General features: G+C 56.2%; 18 protein-coding genes and 1 pseudogene. 18 read left to right on the top strand and 1 reads right to left on the bottom strand.

Annotation, left to right across the window (positions count from 1 at the left end; genetic code table 11):
- Positions 1 to 279 precede the first annotated feature (279 nt).
- On the top strand, positions 280 to 2196 hold the full coding sequence (gene sctC / locus ABIC51_RS39730) for a type III secretion system outer membrane ring subunit SctC (RefSeq protein WP_354007054.1): 1917 nt from the start codon (positions 280 to 282) through the stop codon (positions 2194 to 2196).
- Between the two features lie 16 nt (positions 2197 to 2212).
- On the opposite strand, the pseudogene ABIC51_RS39735 reads toward sctC, so the two are convergent.
- Positions 2213 to 3382: pseudogene (locus ABIC51_RS39735) on the bottom strand (ISL3 family transposase).
- Between the two features lie 128 nt (positions 3383 to 3510).
- On the opposite strand from ABIC51_RS39735, the gene ABIC51_RS39740 reads away from it, so the two are divergent.
- The 17 genes from ABIC51_RS39740 to ABIC51_RS39820 all read left to right on the top strand — a co-directional run bounded on the left by ABIC51_RS39740 (position 3511) and on the right by ABIC51_RS39820 (position 16607).
- Positions 3511 to 4611 carry an FHA domain-containing protein gene (locus ABIC51_RS39740; protein ID WP_354007055.1) on the top strand — a complete coding sequence of 367 codons (1101 nt, stop codon included), beginning with the start codon at positions 3511 to 3513 and terminating at the stop codon, positions 4609 to 4611.
- A 371-nt stretch (positions 4612 to 4982) separates the two neighbouring features.
- A complete protein-coding gene (locus tag ABIC51_RS39745; protein WP_354007056.1) occupies positions 4983 to 5345 on the top strand; it encodes a hypothetical protein in 363 nt (120 codons plus the stop codon).
- A 71-nt stretch (positions 5346 to 5416) separates the two neighbouring features.
- A complete protein-coding gene (locus ABIC51_RS39750; RefSeq protein WP_354007057.1) occupies positions 5417 to 5650 on the top strand; it encodes a hypothetical protein in 234 nt (77 codons plus the stop codon).
- Positions 5651 to 5871: 221 nt separating this feature from the next.
- Entirely contained in the window at positions 5872 to 6177 is a 306-nt protein-coding gene (locus tag ABIC51_RS39755; protein WP_354007058.1) for a hypothetical protein, read from the top strand.
- An 89-nt stretch (positions 6178 to 6266) separates the two neighbouring features.
- Entirely contained in the window at positions 6267 to 6698 is a 432-nt protein-coding gene (locus tag ABIC51_RS39760) for a tetratricopeptide repeat protein (RefSeq protein ID WP_354007059.1), read from the top strand.
- 18 nt (positions 6699 to 6716) lie between these two features.
- Positions 6717 to 7061, top strand: coding sequence for a protein kinase family protein (locus tag ABIC51_RS39765; RefSeq protein ID WP_354007060.1), 345 nt, complete (start codon positions 6717 to 6719; stop codon positions 7059 to 7061).
- On the top strand, positions 7051 to 7899 hold the full coding sequence (gene sctJ / locus ABIC51_RS39770; RefSeq protein ID WP_354007061.1) for a type III secretion system inner membrane ring lipoprotein SctJ: 849 nt from the start codon (positions 7051 to 7053) through the stop codon (positions 7897 to 7899). Before ABIC51_RS39765 ends, sctJ begins: the two co-directional genes overlap by 11 nt.
- Positions 7892 to 8545: a hypothetical protein gene (locus ABIC51_RS39775; protein WP_354007062.1), complete on the top strand. Its 654-nt coding sequence runs from the start codon at positions 7892 to 7894 to the stop codon at positions 8543 to 8545. Before sctJ ends, ABIC51_RS39775 begins: the two co-directional genes overlap by 8 nt.
- Entirely contained in the window at positions 8530 to 9165 is a 636-nt protein-coding gene (locus ABIC51_RS39780) for an ATPase V (RefSeq protein ID WP_354007063.1), read from the top strand. Before ABIC51_RS39775 ends, ABIC51_RS39780 begins: the two co-directional genes overlap by 16 nt.
- Complete coding sequence (locus ABIC51_RS39785) at positions 9162 to 10172, top strand: FliM/FliN family flagellar motor switch protein (RefSeq protein ID WP_354007064.1); 1011 nt, start codon at positions 9162 to 9164, stop codon at positions 10170 to 10172. The genes ABIC51_RS39780 and ABIC51_RS39785 overlap by 4 nt, the downstream gene beginning before the upstream one ends.
- Positions 10169 to 10810, top strand: a complete 642-nt coding sequence (sctR, locus tag ABIC51_RS39790) for a type III secretion system export apparatus subunit SctR (RefSeq protein WP_354007065.1) — start codon at positions 10169 to 10171, stop codon at positions 10808 to 10810. Before ABIC51_RS39785 ends, sctR begins: the two co-directional genes overlap by 4 nt.
- Positions 10810 to 11094, top strand: a complete 285-nt coding sequence (locus ABIC51_RS39795) for an EscS/YscS/HrcS family type III secretion system export apparatus protein (RefSeq protein WP_354007066.1) — start codon at positions 10810 to 10812, stop codon at positions 11092 to 11094. Before sctR ends, ABIC51_RS39795 begins: the two co-directional genes overlap by 1 nt.
- Positions 11091 to 11882, top strand: coding sequence for an EscT/YscT/HrcT family type III secretion system export apparatus protein (locus tag ABIC51_RS39800; RefSeq protein WP_354007067.1), 792 nt, complete (start codon positions 11091 to 11093; stop codon positions 11880 to 11882). Before ABIC51_RS39795 ends, ABIC51_RS39800 begins: the two co-directional genes overlap by 4 nt.
- Positions 11879 to 12631, top strand: a complete 753-nt coding sequence (locus tag ABIC51_RS39805) for an EscU/YscU/HrcU family type III secretion system export apparatus switch protein (RefSeq protein WP_354007068.1) — start codon at positions 11879 to 11881, stop codon at positions 12629 to 12631. The genes ABIC51_RS39800 and ABIC51_RS39805 overlap by 4 nt, the downstream gene beginning before the upstream one ends.
- A 49-nt stretch (positions 12632 to 12680) precedes the next feature.
- Positions 12681 to 14720 (top strand): FHIPEP family type III secretion protein, encoded by a 2040-nt coding sequence (locus ABIC51_RS39810; RefSeq protein ID WP_354007069.1) that lies wholly within the window; start codon positions 12681 to 12683, stop codon positions 14718 to 14720.
- Between the two features lie 28 nt (positions 14721 to 14748).
- Positions 14749 to 16101 (top strand): FliI/YscN family ATPase, encoded by a 1353-nt coding sequence (locus tag ABIC51_RS39815; RefSeq protein ID WP_354007070.1) that lies wholly within the window; start codon positions 14749 to 14751, stop codon positions 16099 to 16101.
- 32 nt (positions 16102 to 16133) lie between these two features.
- Positions 16134 to 16607 carry a hypothetical protein gene (locus tag ABIC51_RS39820; RefSeq protein ID WP_354007071.1) on the top strand — a complete coding sequence of 158 codons (474 nt, stop codon included), beginning with the start codon at positions 16134 to 16136 and terminating at the stop codon, positions 16605 to 16607.
- Positions 16608 to 16842 lie beyond the last annotated feature (235 nt).

A 16842-nucleotide genomic window follows, 5' to 3' on the forward strand; every position in this document is an offset into this window, starting at 1 on the left:
ATCTGCTCTTCGGTGAACTTGCTCCTCTTCATGGCATGGCCTTCGTGTCCGCCTGGAAACATCAGCACGGTTTTCTCTACTTTTGAGCCGAACTGATTCTTGAGTCAGGGGCGCTATCGTATGGTGAGCTCTACTCAAGTTGCGGGTTGCTCGATATTTTCTGACTGGTCAGATATACATGTTCTTGGCCATGTGTGAATATTCAGGCTGGCGTTGAAAATACGATGCAGCTCGGGTTTGAGTTGATTATTTGAATCGATTTATTTCGATGAAACCAATGTGTCTGTCAATCAAAGCGATTTTTTAAATCAAAGAAAAATGCGAATTATATGGCTGGCTTCTTTGGCATCGGTTTTCGGCGTGATTCTGCCTCAAGCGAACGCAGCTCCCTTCCCCTGGAAGGATAGCGTTTTATCATATCGTGCGAAATCCGTCGCGCTTCCAAAAGTGTTAGAGGACATCCTTGCCACTCAACAGCGACCGATTGTAATTTCCGACGCGGTGAAGGAGTTGGCGCCTGTGAGCGGTGATTTTCGTCAGTCACCCCGCCACGTGTTCAACGAACTGACTCAGTCATACGGCCTTGTCCACTACTTTGATGGAACGACCCTATATGTGACGACGCTCGCCGAGAACAAGACGGTGCTTCGTCCGCTGGCAAAGGTTGGCGCACGCGATGTCGAGCGCGCGGCGCGGGAGTTTGGCTATTTGGACAGTCGCTTCGGCTTCAACGTGATGAGTGCGTCGCCTTCACTGCAATTGAGGGGGCCGCCGGCATACATCGAGCGCGTGTCCGATGTGGTGGCGATGCTGGAAGCCAGCGCGCCGCAGCGAGTCGATGGTGCACGGATGGGATTTCGTGTGATTCCCTTGAAACATGCGTGGGCTGAAGACGTCACTTATCACGTTGGCGGTCGCTCGACGGTAGTGCGAGGCGTCGCGAACTCGCTGCGTCAGCTCGTTGGGGGATTGGACCGACTTGATGGCGAGGCTGTGCGCGAGTCGGGATCTGACACCCCGGGTCTGCCTGCGGCACCCGATCGGCGGCCGATGTCCGCTCTCGATGCGTTGTTTGACCGGCCGGTGGTGGCGAGCGAGCGTTTGGAGGTCAAGCCACCGCTTCCGGAGACCGGAAAAATGGCCGGTCGTGACCCTGATGCAGTCCTGCGTCTAGGGCAGCGAGACGGGGCGTACATTCGCGTTGTCGGCGATAGCCGCATGAATGCAGTAGTCGTCATGGCGCCGGTTGACATGCTTTCCATGCTTGAGGAGGTTGTGCGCGATCTCGATGTCGCGCCGGAGGTCGTGCAAATTGAAGCTGCGATTATCGACGTTCAAGATGGTGCGCTCAAGGAAATTGGTTTCGACTGGGCGCTGCAGGGCAACCGATTCAGGATTGCGTCGACCACGTCGGGTGCAAACATTGGTCGGGATCTCGGTGCGGCCGCTCAGACACGCGGGAACGGCGCCAATTTTTCCGTCTTCGGTGGGTCGGGTGCGTTGAATTTTCTAAGTCGAATCCATGCACTGCAGACGGAAGGGAAGGCAAACGTGTTGTCGCGGCCGAAGCTCGCGACATTAAATGGCATCGAAGCGGTGTTGACCAATCAACAGGTTTTCTATCCTCGGGTCAGCAGCGAGCGCGCTGCGCAACTCTATCAGATTGATGTTGGACTGCAGATGCGTGTTGTCCCGGCCGTGGTGCGCAGGCATGACGGCACGGCAGACATTCGCCTACAAGTATTTATCGAGGATGGCTCGCTGGGCTCGCAGCGTGTCGATAATCTGCCCGTCACAAGCAAGAGCGCAATCACGACTCAGGCACTTGTGCGAAACGGGGAAAGTCTGCTGATTGGGGGCTACGTTCGCGACGTCAGTGAACATAGCGAAGCCAAGGTGCCGGTCATCGGCGACATTCCCTTACTGGGTGCTCTGTTTCGCTTTCGTTCAACGCAGACGGACCGCCTGGAGCGTTTGTTCTTGATCACGCCGAAACTGTTATCGCTCCATGAATCTGACGACGCGCCACAGGCACTTGGCACGGATGGTCGTGAGAGTCGGCTGATCGAACATATGGCGGAACGTCTATCTGCGACGAAGCCGGCACCGAAATTCAGCGGTGCTGACCACGTGGGTAGCTCTGCAGGAAATGAGGCCCTGTTGAAATTCGAGCGGGTTATGCGGCATGCAAATTGATCGAAGCGAAGTCGAGCTAGCCGACGATAGTGGTGAGATTGGCGTAACCGCGAGCGCGTCGCTTGGTGGCCTGAGACAGGCTGTTGAGAGCTTCCAGGATTCCGTTGGTCTCACGCGTCTGGGTCCATGCGACGATGCCGCCGAAGTGCTTTCGGATCACGCGGGCAACATCCTTCATGGACTCGACCTCGAGGCGTATCACGCTGGGGCATCATGGCCCGAGCATTGTGGAGACGACGTTGCTCTGCTTGCGATCCAGGATGTCGCGGAACTTCTCACGATAGAGCCGGGCGCGGGCAGTGCGCTTGATCGTGACGTTGGCGACCAGAGCGTCGAGGTCGGCGCGCTGGGCGATGGCCAGCCGCTCGCGGTCTTTGAGCAGCGCCCAGCGCAAACCCTTGTGATCCGGATCGGTCCTCTGTTCGAGTCGCCACGTCTTGTCCAAAGCAAACGACGCGTGGGCGACGACGTGGAGCTTACCGAATGTGATGCTGGCGTTGGGAGGATGTTCGCCAACGCCCCTGATGGGGACAGGCGACATGTCGATGTGGACCAAGGTGATCTTCTCGGGCGTAGAGCGGTGCTCGCGCAGATGGGCGGCGAACTGCGCGATGGTGGCTGCGTCCCGTCCTTCGGTGACGAATACGACATTGCATGCTTCGGCGTTGGCCACGAGCGTCAGATAGTTGTGCCTATGCTTGTAGGACGTCTCGTCGACAACGACGGTCGTCATGCCGGACAGGTCGATCACCGCGAGCGCGAGATCGACGTCGCGCTTGCAATTCTCGGGCGCGCGGCCCGACGACTCGCCCACGGCGCGAGCCACGGCCGAAAAGGGAATCTGCTGAGCGAGCGTGAGCGTCATCGCCTCGAACAGCAGCGTGAAGCCGCTGCGCTCGCCGGACCAATCAGGCCCAACGAACGCCACGCCGCCGTCGAGCAGCTTCATGTGCGGCGTGCGCACTTCAAGGTAGCACTCGCGCCGGAAGAAGCTCAAGTGCCGGTAGCACTTGACGACGGTGTCACGCACTGGATGCGCGCTGGCCACTTCCGGATGCGGGAAGCGACTGCCTGCAGTGAAGTCGATCTGGACCATCAGTTGCTTGGATATCGCACAAAAGTCGACGCCACTCATGAACCGCGGATCGCTCACTTTCGGTGCGGCTTCGAACAGCTTGATGCGCATGATTTTCCTTCATCTTGTTTATGCGGAACACCGGGCGACACCATCCACTCGAAATTCAAAGATATCTTGGAAGGCCCGGTCGGTGAGGGTGTGCCAGTTGCTGGGCAATCGGTCGACGAGGTCGCGAATTGAAAGAGACGCGCGCCAGCACCCATCGCTTCGAAGTTACTGTTCTCACGGGGCTCCATGCGGGAGCACGATTGGTACTCGACGGACGTAGTCACACAGTCATCGGGCGTGATCTCGCATGCGATCTGACCGTACGTGATACGAGCGTCTCGGCGCGTCACTTGATGCTCGTTGTGCTTGACGGGAAAATTAAGGCAATCGCACTTGAAGGCTCGATCGAAGTCAATGGATTATCGGTTCCGGATGGAAAGGAACGAGTACTGCGCAATGGTGAGCGGATCAAGCTGGGTGACGTCTCGATCGGCGTGGGTGAGCCGGGTGCGCTTTGGAACCTGCAAGACGCGACTGATATGGCATCCGCGCCTTCGCGGTTCGCGAGCCTGCGGGCGCGATTCCATCACTGGTTTGCGCAGGATGAAAGCCGTCGACGCGGCGCAACTATGATCATATTCGTCGGCGCAGGACTATGTGTGCTGCTGCCACTGGTGTTTGCAATCATGCAATGGAGCAAGCGCAACGAAATAGCTCCGCCGGATCGGACGGAGGTTGTCCGGCAGATCGAGCGGCATCTGGTGACGATGAAGCTGCCAGGCCTTCGCGTCTTCATCGACCAGTCGGTCAATGCGGTTGTGATTGAAGGTTACGTGGCGTTCGATGAGGACATTCGCCGTCTGGAGAAAATCGCCTTGTCGATGAAATCACGGCCGACACTCCGTCTCTACTCGCGTGAGCGGATCGAGCGGCAGGCTCAAGAATATGTCGGGCGTGAGCTAAAGGGTGCGGTGGTGACGTCCGGCGATCTGGGTGAGGTCCGCATCAAATCCGAGAAGGTCTTATTGCCACGTTACAAGGCGTGGTTGAATGACCAGATGGTGCGCGACATTCCGGGGGTGAGGACGGTTGCATTCAATGTACCCGATTACAGTCGAATGCATGAAATTGCGCCCGATCCATTTGCAATTCTATCGATTGGATCGGTGCGATTTCTGCTCGCAAAGGATGGCGAACGATTTTTTCCGGGGGCGGAACTTTCGAAGGGCGTTTCGCTCATGCGTATCGGACACGATACTATCTTCGTGGAACGGAGTGATTTGGAATAGTTGACTTTACCATGAAGAATCCTCAATCGGTTGACATAAGTCAATGTTTTTTAGATTGACGTAAAGGTATGGAGGAGAATATGAATGTATTTGCAACATTGATGGCGGGAAATCCGTCCAGTTTCGAGATGGCACTTAGTCGGCGACATGGACCTGGCGGGCTGGTAGCGGTGATACGAAGACTGAAGGAAGCGGAAGTGGCGGCAGCAGAAAGATGTCTTCTCTGTGAGGATCCGTCGGAAAGAGCATCGAAGCAGCGCTATGTCGACGCGATTTCATGCGCTCGGGTTGAGCTCGAGCGGATGAATGAGGAGGCCTAGAGTCTGCCGATGTACATAAGTAGTTCGAAATAATGTCATTTAGGAGGTTTTATGATTAATCCACTAGGCGGAGTTGGTATCGCGCCGCGCAATTCGTCTGTCTCAATTGACCCCAGCGTTTCGACGAAGCACACACCGACGCTCCTGAGCACGGAGGCTGGAGCGCCACGTCAACGTAGTAGTACGCTCGCGGAATTGCAAGGTTGCAAGAATGAGGCGCCGAAGTCGACGAGTTCGGCCTCGCAATCCTCTGCCAGCTCCAATGCATCGGAGAAAAACCGCTTTGATCTGGGTGCCATGCTGAATAAGATGGTCGATTTTGTGAAATCGCTCGGCGAGCCATTGATGAGCTTGTTCAAGATGGGAGCTGATGCCTTGAGCAAGGTAATGGGCATGGTCAAGTCGTTCGTATGAGTCGGCGATTTGACGTGTGGTGAACGATACATTATTTTTTGTATCGATTTTTTATTATTTAGGAGTACATTATGGCAGCAATTGGTGCAATCGCCGCAGCGATGAACATTATTCAAGATCGCGTGAGCGATGACATGAAGTCGAAAGCTGATGCTCTCGCTGGTAAGCAGGATCTTGATCAGAAGGACTTGACTGCTCTGAACGTCGCCACAGAACTGGTGAAGAGTTGCAATCAAGCCACCCAGGGCTGCATCTCGGCAATTGGGGACGGATTGATGGCGGCGGCACGCGGGGCTAACCGATAAGCTGATGGCGAGAGTCCACTCGGGCAACGCAATACAGGTCGCAAGTGTGGGCTCTCTTTTTTATAAAAATTGGTGGCGATAGCGGCTGGAAGATTGATTACTTGAGATTACAAAAGATGAATTGGCTGATGTGTGACCGACTTGCGATGTAATTTTTTATTGTGAATAAAATTATATTTAGTTATTGAGGTGTAATTTTTGTGATATGAGATGGTGATTATATGGCATCTATTCTTTCGGTAGTCAATACAATGAGCCGCGTTCGAGAACATTTTATCAATGAGCCGAAAAAAAATGTCGCCAATCCGTCGAGTGAGGTTGGTCGGGGCCGGGAACGTTTGACCGAAACTGAAGCCGGGAAAGATCAGAGGCTGATGAGTGATCCGGAGGTCGCAAAGGATCAACAGTATATGACTGAGCAAGTGATATCGAAAGAGATGCTCGATGAGCTAGATCGAGTAACTAAATATATTATTTCGACGTTTGGCGATGGTTTGTTGGTGGCGGCACGCGGCTGTAACAGATAAGCTCGGCAAGAAGAATTCGTTCGACTACGGCAATCTGACCCGAAAGAATGGACTGCCTTCCCGGTAATGTGAATGACGAGGAGTATCGAATGGCTGACGCAAAGATCGTGGAGTTGATCAATCAGATCGGTTACTTCCTGCGCCGAAAAAAGCAATTTGATTCTGCGTTGAGAGTGTTTCAGGCGCTCCAGAAATTTCAACCAGATTACTGTTATCCGCACTTGGGGCAAGCTCTTGTTTATGCAGAGCGAGGCGACATTGACGAAGCCCAGTTGCACTTTCAACTGGTGTTGTCTCGTCAGCCGGAGCATAGCTTCGCGCTTGCATGCTCAGGTCTAGTGTTACTGCAGCGTGGTGAACACGAATGGCGCGGTTTTCTACAGCGTGCGTCGAGTAGTACTGACGAATTAGGTGGAAAGCGGATGGCGAAAGAAATTCTACGCATGATCGAATCGCGTGCGCACCCCATCACGAGTGCACCTGTGGTCTCAACCATCGGTCGGCTCAAACGTTTCTCTTGATAATAAGGATCTGTCGATATGGACTCCATTACGGCAATGACAGGGGTGACCGTGCGTAACGAGCCATCCGTTCAGGTGATGCGGCCACTGCAGGTCGACGCGCCAGTCGCGCTTGACGATCCGATTGTCGCGGTTCGTTGGCTGGATCCGGTATCGGAGGTTCGCCGCGCCGAGGCAGCGTTTGCGCGGGACGATGCGACGCTGGTGAATGAACTCAGGCAGATCGATACGGCAAACCTCAGTGTCGCGAGCTTATATCAACTCCAGGTTCGTACGATTTTATTCAAGGTTAAGCACGAGGCCGTGGCCGGTGTCGTCATGAATCTGAATCAGTCCATGAAAACGATCCTGAATGCCGCTTGACGAGGGAGTGACGGTGTACTCAATGATTCGACGCTGGAGAGTGACGTTGTCGGCCGCATTCGCCGTGGCGGGATTGACCGCATGCGGTAACGCCGCGCTGTTCGATCAAATCAACGAAGCTGATGCAAACGAAATGCTCTCCGTGTTGGGCCGCGCTGGCGTGCCAGCTCAGAAAGATCAGCGCAGTACCAATGGATGGCGCTTAGCGGTGGCGAGCTCCGATGTGTCGCTTGCGCTCGAGATCTTGAATTCTGCGGGTTTGCCAAGGGAACGCTACAAGACCATTGGCGAGCTGTTTCCGAAGGAGGGGTTGATTTCGACGCCTGTCGAAGAGCATATGCGGTCGATCTATGCAATCTCTCAGGAGTTGAGTCGCACGATTTCAAAAATCGATGGAGTGATCACTGCACGAGTGCATTTGAGCATTCCCAGGCGAGAGCCCCTCTTGCGCGTTCAACAGACCCCCACGGCGTCGGTGTTCGTCAAGTATCGGGCAGAAGTCAGCATGCAGCAGAACACCCTCGCGATCAAGGATCTCGTGGTTGGCGCGATCAAAGATCTTGATCGGGCAAACGTGACGGTCGCATTGTTTCCGTGGTCGCCACACTCCATGGCGCCTGCTTCTACTGATTACGTTCAGGTGCTCGGCCTCGCGATCTCGCCGCGGAGTTACAGCCGGATGTTGTGGATGGTCTTCCTGCCGTGGATGTTGCTGAGCGTGGCGGCCGCAGTGGGGCTCGTGTTGATCGCACGATCCATGAAAGGCGACTGGCTCGCGAGGACCGGTGAAAGTAGATTGAAGAAGTGGATGAGCAAGATCAGGAGGACAGGTGGATAACGCAGACGCTTCGCTGCGCCTCCGGCGCATGCTGTGGAACTTGAATGTCAATGTGGCGGAATACACGCACCCCATCAGGCTGAACCGTCTGAGGCCTGTGTTTGACACACGCCGCGCAATGCATCCAGCGGCTCGTTCCGTCCTTCTTATTGAACTGCATCAATTGAGTTACGTTGCCTCGCAACACTTGAACGACAGCGTGATTCGGGTGGCTTTGCTCGATGCGGACGATGTGCGACAACTGGCCCGCTTGGCTGCGGGGCTGGCGTCGCGAGAGGCTATCCGGCTATGTGTGGTGGGTGACGATATGCGCCACTGCGTCCGCGTGCTAGGTCGCTCCATGCTCGATCGTGTGCTTGCACATGAGCAGGCGATTGATCTGACCATTCTCGACCGATTCGACCGCCAGTTTGATGCGATGCAGCTGTCGCTACCGAAACGGTTGCTTAAAGCGCAGCGCCAGCTGATCCGTGCTTTGTGCGACGGTTTGCCGTTAGGGGCTGCGCAACGCATGCGGCTGCGGTTTCGCCCGGGCTATTTCGATGGGGTTGCACCGGTCGACGATGCGCGGTCACTGGCACAGCTGCTCCTGAGGATACGTGGGCAAGCAGATTTGAGTGAGCGAGCAACATGTATTTTAGGGTAATGAAGGCGGCAATCCGTGATCTGGACGCACTTGCTGATACTCGCGTGATCAAGGCTGGCGCGTTCGCCGAACTGCTCGACGCAATTAATTTGCGGGACAGCCTCAAAGCCGAAGTAGAGCAGGCACAGCGAGACCGAAAGGTTGCCGTTGACGATGCGCGCCGAGAGGGCTATGCGCAAGGTGAGCGAGAGGCTCAAAGCGTCGTTGCGGAGCATTTAAACGACGCGCATTGTTTCCTTGCTCGTGCACATTCGCTGTTCGAATCCCAATTTGCACGCTTCGTCGCAACGGCAGTTGAGCGCATTGTCGAACCCCTTCCGGAAAACACACGAATGCAAGCAGTGATTCGTCACGCGTATGCCGCGTTCGGCAACGAAGTCGCGTTGCGGATCGTGGTGCACCCGGACGATCGAGATGCGGCGATGCGCGAGCTTGAACAACTTCGGCCCGATTGGCAGGAGCTACTAGCCGACGATGTATTGCTCGCGCGTGGTGCTTGCCGCCTGGAATCGCCGCTTGTCGTGGTCGAGCACGAGTGGGAGGCATTGCGAGAAAGTATTGAACAAGCGGCGCTCGCCACTTTGCGAGATGCAGCACCCTTCTCGGAGGTCGAAACGTGAGCCGCGTCGAGGTAAAGCCGGTCGATACACGTGCATGTTCGGGGCAGGTGTCAAAGGAGATGCATCGGTTTCGCGTCGCTGACGTGCTGTCGTCCGTCGAAGCAGATCTACTGAATTGCCTGATTGGGCTATCTGGTGGGCATATTGGTTTCAAATCGGTCAACGGTGCGAAGAGTACCGGACGAGAACGCGCAATCCGAGTGGTTCTTGACGTCGGCGGCGTGGTCACGATTGTCTACCTCGCGGGCCGCCGCGCGATTGACCAGCATGGGTGGTTTGAATTCAACGATCTATCACCAGTGCAACGCGCTGAACTATGGTCGCTGCGCGCGAATCAGTTGCGTCGCGCGTTTGAACGGCTCATAGCTGCGCCGGTATCGATCGATGCGGTGATTACGGAAACAGTGCCTGAGGGGTGGTTTTGCGTATCGGTGCGACTCGGCTGGATTGACATTCCATGTTGGCTTGATGCGACCTCCGCAGCGCGCGCGCTCAAATGGGCCTGCCAGCGTCGGCGGCCCGTACTGCCGACGCTGTCGTTTCTACCAGTTGCCTGTTGGCTGAGGCTGCGAGCGGTGTGCGTGACGCATGATGAACTCTTGGCCTTAGCGATAGGCGACGTTGTTTTGATCGCGCGCGACGCGACGGAGCCGATGCTCGGCGAGTTGGTGGCGTCCGCCTTCGGCTACCGATACTCGACGACATACAGAAAAGAAGGAGCGGTGATGATAGAACAGGACGAGATCCGGCTCGAGGAGCAGGATGTGGCAGTGGAACTGGATGACCGTCAGGTGGATCTGGTCGTCGAGCTGGCGACGTGCCGGCTCACGCTTGGCGAGCTGGCAAATCTGAGAGTCGGGCAGACATTACGACTCGCGAAGGCGATTGACGAGATGTCGATTGACCTCCGGTATCGTGGCATGCGGGTCGCTCGCGGCAGTCTGATTGAAATCAGCGGGTTGCTCGGTGTTCGCATTGAAGCGATCGGGACGGACGCGTCGGCATGAACTTCGATCAGCCGCTCGATCTGCTGATTTTGTCGATGGCGCTTGGCGTCCTGCCCGCGGCATGCGTGCTCGTCACGTCGTATACGAAGATTGCGATCGTATTCGCGTTGGTCAAGAACGCCATCGGCATTCAACAGACGCCGTCCGCCCTCGTCACGAATGCGTTGGCCTTGATCGTGACGATGTTCGTGATGGCGCCGGTGCTGACCGAAATCTCCAGGAACATGTCGGGTGGTCCGCCACGCGAGCTAAGTCGTGTCGAATGGATGAGTGGGGCGGTTGGACAGCCTGTCATCGAATTCATGAAAAGGCATGTTGATCCGCGTGAGCAGGCCCGCTTGATCGCAAGCGCCGAGCGAATCTGGCCGGAGGCGATGGCGAAGACGGCGAAACCAAACGACTTCTTTGTTCTCGCACCGGCGTTTGCTATCTCTGAAATCACGGCAGCGTTCAAAATCGGCTTCGTGTTGTATCTAGCGTTCGTCGCGATTGATCTGATTGTCGCGAACATCCTGATGGCAATGGGCATGATCATGTTCTCTCCGACCATCGTGTCAATACCGCTGAAGATCGTGTTATTCGCGATGGCCGACGGTTGGTCGAGACTCATTCAATCGCTTATCTTGACTTATCGATAATGGAAGCGTTCTCGCTCGGCTATGCCGTCAATCAAATATTGGTTTCGATCGTGATGGTGAGCGGACCGGTGGTGATGGCAGCGCTCGTGGTTGGCATCCTGGTTGGAATCGCGCAGGCTGTTACGCAGGTGCAGGATCAGTCGATTGGATACGGGATCAAGATTACCGTCGTGCTATTCATCCTGGCGATCTTCGGTAAATGGATGGTAGTTGAAATGATCGCAGCGTTCGACCGTGGCTTCGACTGGATTCAGGAGATCGGACCAGGGAGGTCGGACGTATGAACTTGTTCGATGATGTCGCGCGGACAATCACGGTAGTCGCCATGTTGCTTTCGCGTGGCTATGGGCTGCTCCTCGCGATCCCGCCGTTGATGAAAGCCGGACAAGGTCGGATGCTACGCTTGCCCATTGCGCTTGCTATTGCCTTGCCAACGTTTCCGCTCGCTTATCACACATTGCCGGATACGCTAGCAGGTGGCGAAGCTGTGTTCACTGCCGCCCGGGAACTAGCGATCGGAGCGCTGACGGGTGTTTTTTTTCTGCCCCTATTTGTCGTGCCACGCGCCGTAGGGACGTTTGTCGATCAGCAGGCAGGCTTGATGTCGATCCAGCTTTTTGATCCGACGTCGGCTGAGCGCTCGGCGACGATCTTTGCGGATGCGTTTGAACAGACCGCCCTGTTCATGTTCGCGGTGGCGGGTGGATTTGGTGTGCTAGCAGAGTTATACGCAGTGTCGCATCGGTTCTGGCCGGTGGGGGCAACGGACTTACCGTCAATTGAGCGTGTAACGGATCTCGCGGTGCGAGGATTTGGTGCGCTCTTCGATGCGGCGATCCATTATGCGGCGCCGTTCGTCGTGACCCTGATCTTGCTTGAGTACGGGCTTGGTTTGATCGGGCGTGCGGCACCACAACTGAACATCCTGACGACGTCGATCGCGATCAAGCTTGTCGCGGTATTACTCATGATTGCCTTTGTCGGATCGTTTTTGATGGATGCATTCGGCAATGCACTCGATGCAACACGGGTGGTCGCGGAACGCTTTCTCGAACCGGCGGAGACACGATGAGTGAGAAGACCGAACAACCTACCGACGGCAGAATCCGGCAGGCGCGGCGCGACGGGAAAACCTCGAAATCGCGTGATTTGACCCAAGCACTCACCGGTGCCACGTGGCCGCTTGTGTTGACCGGGACGTTTTATTTCGCGTTTGGAGGTGCAGTGCACGTGATGCAAGGCGTGCTTGATCTTATCGGAGAAGGAGACGCGAATGAGCCGATGCGAGTCGATTTCGCTGTGGGCTGGGTTATCGCGCCAACTGTTGCGATGAGTGTTGGTGTGGCCGTGATGGGTGCGCTGATGGCGGTGGTCCTGGAGTTACTGCAGACGAAGGGGCTATTTAGCATGAAGCCGATCGTGCCCAACTTTACCAAGCTGAATCCGATCAACCAAATCAAGAGTATTTTCTCGCTCCGCACGCTGGTGGACCTCGGGAAGAATCTCGTCAAGGTGACGGCAATCGGGGTATGCACGCTCGTCGGGATTCGTCTTGGGTTGTCGGATCTTGTTGGCTTGCCGTTGGTTAACACCGCGGCGATTCTGGCGGTGACGGCGCACTTGCTGTTCGGCATCGCGTTGGCATCGGCGCTCGTACAGGTGATCCTCGCGGCGATCGATGTCGGATATCAGAAATATGAATACATCAAAGGTCTCAAGATGACGAAGGATGAGGTGAAGCGCGATTACAAGCAGCAAGAGGGCGATCCCCTCATCAAGGGCGAGCGGCGCAGGCTGCACGCGGAACTGGCCGATCGCTGATACACGAAGCGGCGGACGAACAATGATGTGAAGAGAGTGACTTATAGCGATGGCAGACAAGCAATACGGGCGGCGGCTGCAGTACGCATTTGGGCGGCACGTAGACAGCATTCCGATTATCGCGGTGCTGGGCGTGCTTTGCCTGATCATCTTCCCCCTACCGATTCCAGCCTTGGATGTGGCGCTCGCGCTGAACTTGACTGTGTCGGTACTGATCCTCGCATTGAGCGTCTATATTCCGCATGCGCTGCATCTATCGACGTTTCCGACGCTGCTGCTTGTCGCAACGTTGTTTCGTCTCGGGTTGAACATCGCGACAACACGTCAAATTCTGTTAAACGGTTATGCCGGTGACATCATCACGACTTTCGGCCAATTGGTGGTCGGCGGCGATGTGATCGTGGGTTTAGTTGTGTTCATCATCATTGCGATCGTTCAGTTCGTGGTCGTGGCGAAGGGCGCCGACCGCGTTGCGGAAGTAGGGGCGCGATTCTCTCTGGATGCGTTGCCGGGTAAACAGATGGCGATCGACGCGGATCTACGTGCAGGTATGATCAGCAAGGCAGATGCACTGGAACGCCGTCGCCAGCTCGAGCAAACCAGCCAGTTTTACGGCGCGATGGATGGCGCGAGCAAATTCGTCAAGGGAGATGCTATCGCGGGCTTGCTCATCGCGATCGTGAACGTAGTCGGCGGAATCGTGATCGGTACGGCGGTGAACGGCCATCCGCTCGCGGACACTGCGCGGCTGTACACGGTGCTCACAGTGGGTGACGGGCTGGTGTCGCAAATTCCGTCGCTGCTGATCTCGTTCGCGGCGGGCATTCTGATTACGCGCGTTGCATCGATTGACAGTGCCACATCAGTTGGCGCTGACATCGGTAGACAGATCGCGAGTCAACCGAGAGCAATCTTTGCCGCCGCTGTTGTTGCTGCGGGCTTCGCGCTCGTGCCAGGCTTTCCGACTCTCGCGTTTGTGGGGCTCGCTGTGTTACTCGCGCTACTGGCCACGCTGATTCCCCGCTTGAGCGTGATGGGGCGCGGCACGGCGACTACACGCCAGCATTGGGCGCGTCGCGATGGTGCCATGAGCACGGTCGTCGAAGGTGATCCTGGTTCATCGGTACCGCTGTGCGTGAGACTTGCACCGGAACTTTTTGATCAATTGAAGCCGCTTGACCTTGACCGCTTGTTGCTGGGACTCAGAGACCGCTTCCGCGAGAGTGGCGTGCCCTACCCAGGGCTAAAGCTTGCGTCGGATCCCACGTTGACGGAACTCGGCTATGCCGTCGACATCGAGGAGGTCGCGATCGCGAATGGACAGCTGGAACGCCCGTCGGGCAAAGGCGAGCGACAGCGCGGTTGGTCACCGCCCTCGTGGTCTTCCCGGGAGGGGGCGGATGCCGCTCCGCAGGCCGCGCTCGAGGTAATGCTGGTCGGCCGGGTCGGTGATGCGATCTGCGCGAAACCATGGCGCTTCCTCGGCATTCAGGAAACGAGCTATCTGCAGGACACTTTGTCGAGACACTACCCACAACTGGTGAACTTGCTCTCGGAACGGATTCATTTGTTTGTTTTTCGCGACGTTCTGGTCGAGTTGCTGAAAACCGGCATTGGCATTCGCAACCTGCGGGGGATCGCGGAAGGGTTGACCAAGGGCAGCGCGCAACCCCACGACCTTGACGGGCTCGTTTCGGCTGCGCGACAGGCGATATCGAGCCAGATTTCCAGTCAATGGGGGGGGGGCGAACGCTGTATACCGATCGCAGTGTTCGCGCCTGAGCTTGAGGCCGTGCTGCGACAGAAGCTGATTGCGACCGGGCAGGTCAAATTCATCGATCTTCAGGTTGCCGAGCAGAGCACTTTTGTCCAGCAGGTGCTTGCCGGCATGCAAATGATCTGGCACGAGCATCCGGGGGCGGTACTTGTGACCGGCCAGGATTTACGCCGTTCCGTGGAAGCGTTACTGCGCGGGGGAGATCGTGGTGTGACGGTGCTCGCGGTCGAGGAAATCTCGGACGAAGTTGCATACCGCGTGTTGCACACCATCAGTATCCCTGAACTCGAATGGTCTGGAATCGCTGTATAAACTTCTACAAAAGGCAAGGAGGCATAGGGTGAGCGATGTTCCGTTCGAATCGCTGGAGACGTTTTTTGCACGGCGCCTGGATCGCGCGCTGCGTGGCCGTCGCTATGGGCGGCTGGTCGAGGTGACAGGTGCGCAGGTGAAAGTCGCCGGTGTGGATTTGCGCATCGGCCAACTATGCGAATTGTCGGGACCAAAGGGGGAGCGATGTGTGTTCGGTGAGGTGGTTGGCCTGACCCGCGAGACCGCGCTCGTCACATTGCTGGGGGATGTTGCGGGACTCGGTACATCGACGCTCGTCCGTCCGTGCACTGGCAGTCATCAGGTCGGTGTCGGAGACGCATTGCTTGGGCGTGTGCTGGACGGACTCGGGCGACCGCTTGACGACGGCGGACCACCGTTGGAGGGGCTGGACACGCGTGCAAGTGCGGCAGCCCCCCCTCCGCCGCTGTCACGTCCGCTGATTCGGTCGATTTTGCCAACAGGCATACGTGCGATCGATGGCTTTCTGACGACAGGACGAGGGCAGCGGGTCGGCATTTTCGCCCCGGCGGGCACGGGCAAGAGCACGTTGCTCGGGATGATCGCGCGCGGCGTCGGTCGCGAATGTATTTGTGTTATCGCCCTGATTGGCGAACGAGGGAGGGAGGTGCGCGAGTTTCTCGACGAGATTCTTACCCCCGAACAGAAGAGAAATACGGTTGTCGTAGTTGCGACGTCGGATCGACCATCGATGGAGCGTATCAAAGCAGCGTATACGGCTACGACGATTGCAGAATTTTTTCGTGACGAAGGGCGTGAAGTCTTGCTGTTGTTCGATTCAGTCACGCGTTTTGCGCGGGCGCTGCGCGAAACCGGGCTGGCCGCAGGTGAACCTGCCGTACGCCGCGGCTATCCGCCATCGGTGTTCGCCGCATTGCCAGGTCTCGTCGAACGAGCGGGGCCAGCGGCGGTTGGCAACATTACCGCGTTTTATACGGTGTTACTCGAGGATGCCGAAATGTCGGATCCGATCGGCGAGGAGATTCGATCTTTGCTTGATGGACATATCGTTCTGTCGCCGAAGTTGGCCGGCGCTGGACATTATCCCGCGATTGATATTCGCAGCAGCGTGAGCCGTGTGATGGCGCAATTGGTGGATCGAACAGTATCGACTACCGCTGCGCGATGTCGAGAATGGCTTGTGCGCTATGATGATGCCGAACTGTTGCTGCAGATCGGCGAGTACCAGGAGGGCGGCGATCCATCACTCGATAGTGCAGTTGCTGCGCACAGCGATTTGATCGATTTTCTTAGGCAGCGGACCGATGAGTTTGTACCGTTTGATGATACGTCATCGCGATTGCGTGAAATCTTGCAGCAGCACAACGATTCATCGTCGTAAGCGCATGAGGTAATTTAGGAGACTGAAGAGCGATGAATGCCAAGCAAAGAGCACTTGCTTCGATGAGCGATGTCTCGAAGATTCGAGGTGAACGGGCGCGCACGGCGCTCACACGTAATTTGGAGGTTTTGCGTGCGACGATAGCTGAAATCACGATAACCCAACGCCAAATTGATGATCTGTCGGCAGCGAAGCGAGCATGGGTAATCGAAGGATGTGGCAAGGCCGCAAATCTAGAGGTGAGATTGGAGGAAATACGCGCGAGGATCGAACGGTTCGATATGTTGATCGCTGCAGCGACGGAAAGGCGTACGGTTCTCGAAGACGAGGTGTCCATGCTGGAGGAGCGGTGCGGCGTACAACGACGGTCGATGCTCAAGCATGAGGAGCTCGATAAGATATTTCGGAACGAGAATTCAAAAATCGGACGATTGCGGGAACGTGCCGATGAGGAAGAGAACGCAGATGATCTATTTTCTGGATTAGGCAGGCGTGGTAAGCGATGATTGAGAAAAATTCTGTCGAAGCGTGTTCGTTCGTTATTTTGTAAAGGCTATCAAATTAAAGCATGAATTATGCGTAATTGTGGTGATGCGGCGAACATAATAATATCGCCAACATGGCAGGAAGGTTGGCCGCTTGCCACTAATGAACCTCGATGGTAGTCATCGATTGTTCTGTTAAAATGCTCTAACAGATGAGACACGGAATCTTTTAAAGCTCATGGTTCTCTATTAACCT

This window comes from Burkholderia sp. 572 (genome assembly GCF_040545135.1).
GTDB lineage: Bacteria > Pseudomonadota > Gammaproteobacteria > Burkholderiales > Burkholderiaceae > Burkholderia > Burkholderia cepacia.

Coding starts and splice junctions, on each gene's coding strand:
- ABIC51_RS39745 (WP_354007056.1), top strand. CDS start 4,983: ATGATTAATCCACTAGGCGGAGTTGGTATCGCGCCGCGCAATTCGTCT.
- ABIC51_RS39750 (WP_354007057.1), top strand. CDS start 5,417: ATGGCAGCAATTGGTGCAATCGCCGCAGCGATGAACATTATTCAAGAT.
- ABIC51_RS39755 (WP_354007058.1), top strand. CDS start 5,872: ATGGCATCTATTCTTTCGGTAGTCAATACAATGAGCCGCGTTCGAGAA.
- ABIC51_RS39760 (WP_354007059.1), top strand. CDS start 6,267: ATGGCTGACGCAAAGATCGTGGAGTTGATCAATCAGATCGGTTACTTC.
- ABIC51_RS39765 (WP_354007060.1), top strand. CDS start 6,717: ATGGACTCCATTACGGCAATGACAGGGGTGACCGTGCGTAACGAGCCA.
- sctJ (WP_354007061.1), top strand. CDS start 7,051: ATGCCGCTTGACGAGGGAGTGACGGTGTACTCAATGATTCGACGCTGG.
- ABIC51_RS39780 (WP_354007063.1), top strand. CDS start 8,530: ATGTATTTTAGGGTAATGAAGGCGGCAATCCGTGATCTGGACGCACTT.
- sctR (WP_354007065.1), top strand. CDS start 10,169: ATGAACTTCGATCAGCCGCTCGATCTGCTGATTTTGTCGATGGCGCTT.
- ABIC51_RS39795 (WP_354007066.1), top strand. CDS start 10,810: ATGGAAGCGTTCTCGCTCGGCTATGCCGTCAATCAAATATTGGTTTCG.
- ABIC51_RS39800 (WP_354007067.1), top strand. CDS start 11,091: ATGAACTTGTTCGATGATGTCGCGCGGACAATCACGGTAGTCGCCATG.
- ABIC51_RS39805 (WP_354007068.1), top strand. CDS start 11,879: ATGAGTGAGAAGACCGAACAACCTACCGACGGCAGAATCCGGCAGGCG.
- ABIC51_RS39810 (WP_354007069.1), top strand. CDS start 12,681: ATGGCAGACAAGCAATACGGGCGGCGGCTGCAGTACGCATTTGGGCGG.
- ABIC51_RS39820 (WP_354007071.1), top strand. CDS start 16,134: ATGAATGCCAAGCAAAGAGCACTTGCTTCGATGAGCGATGTCTCGAAG.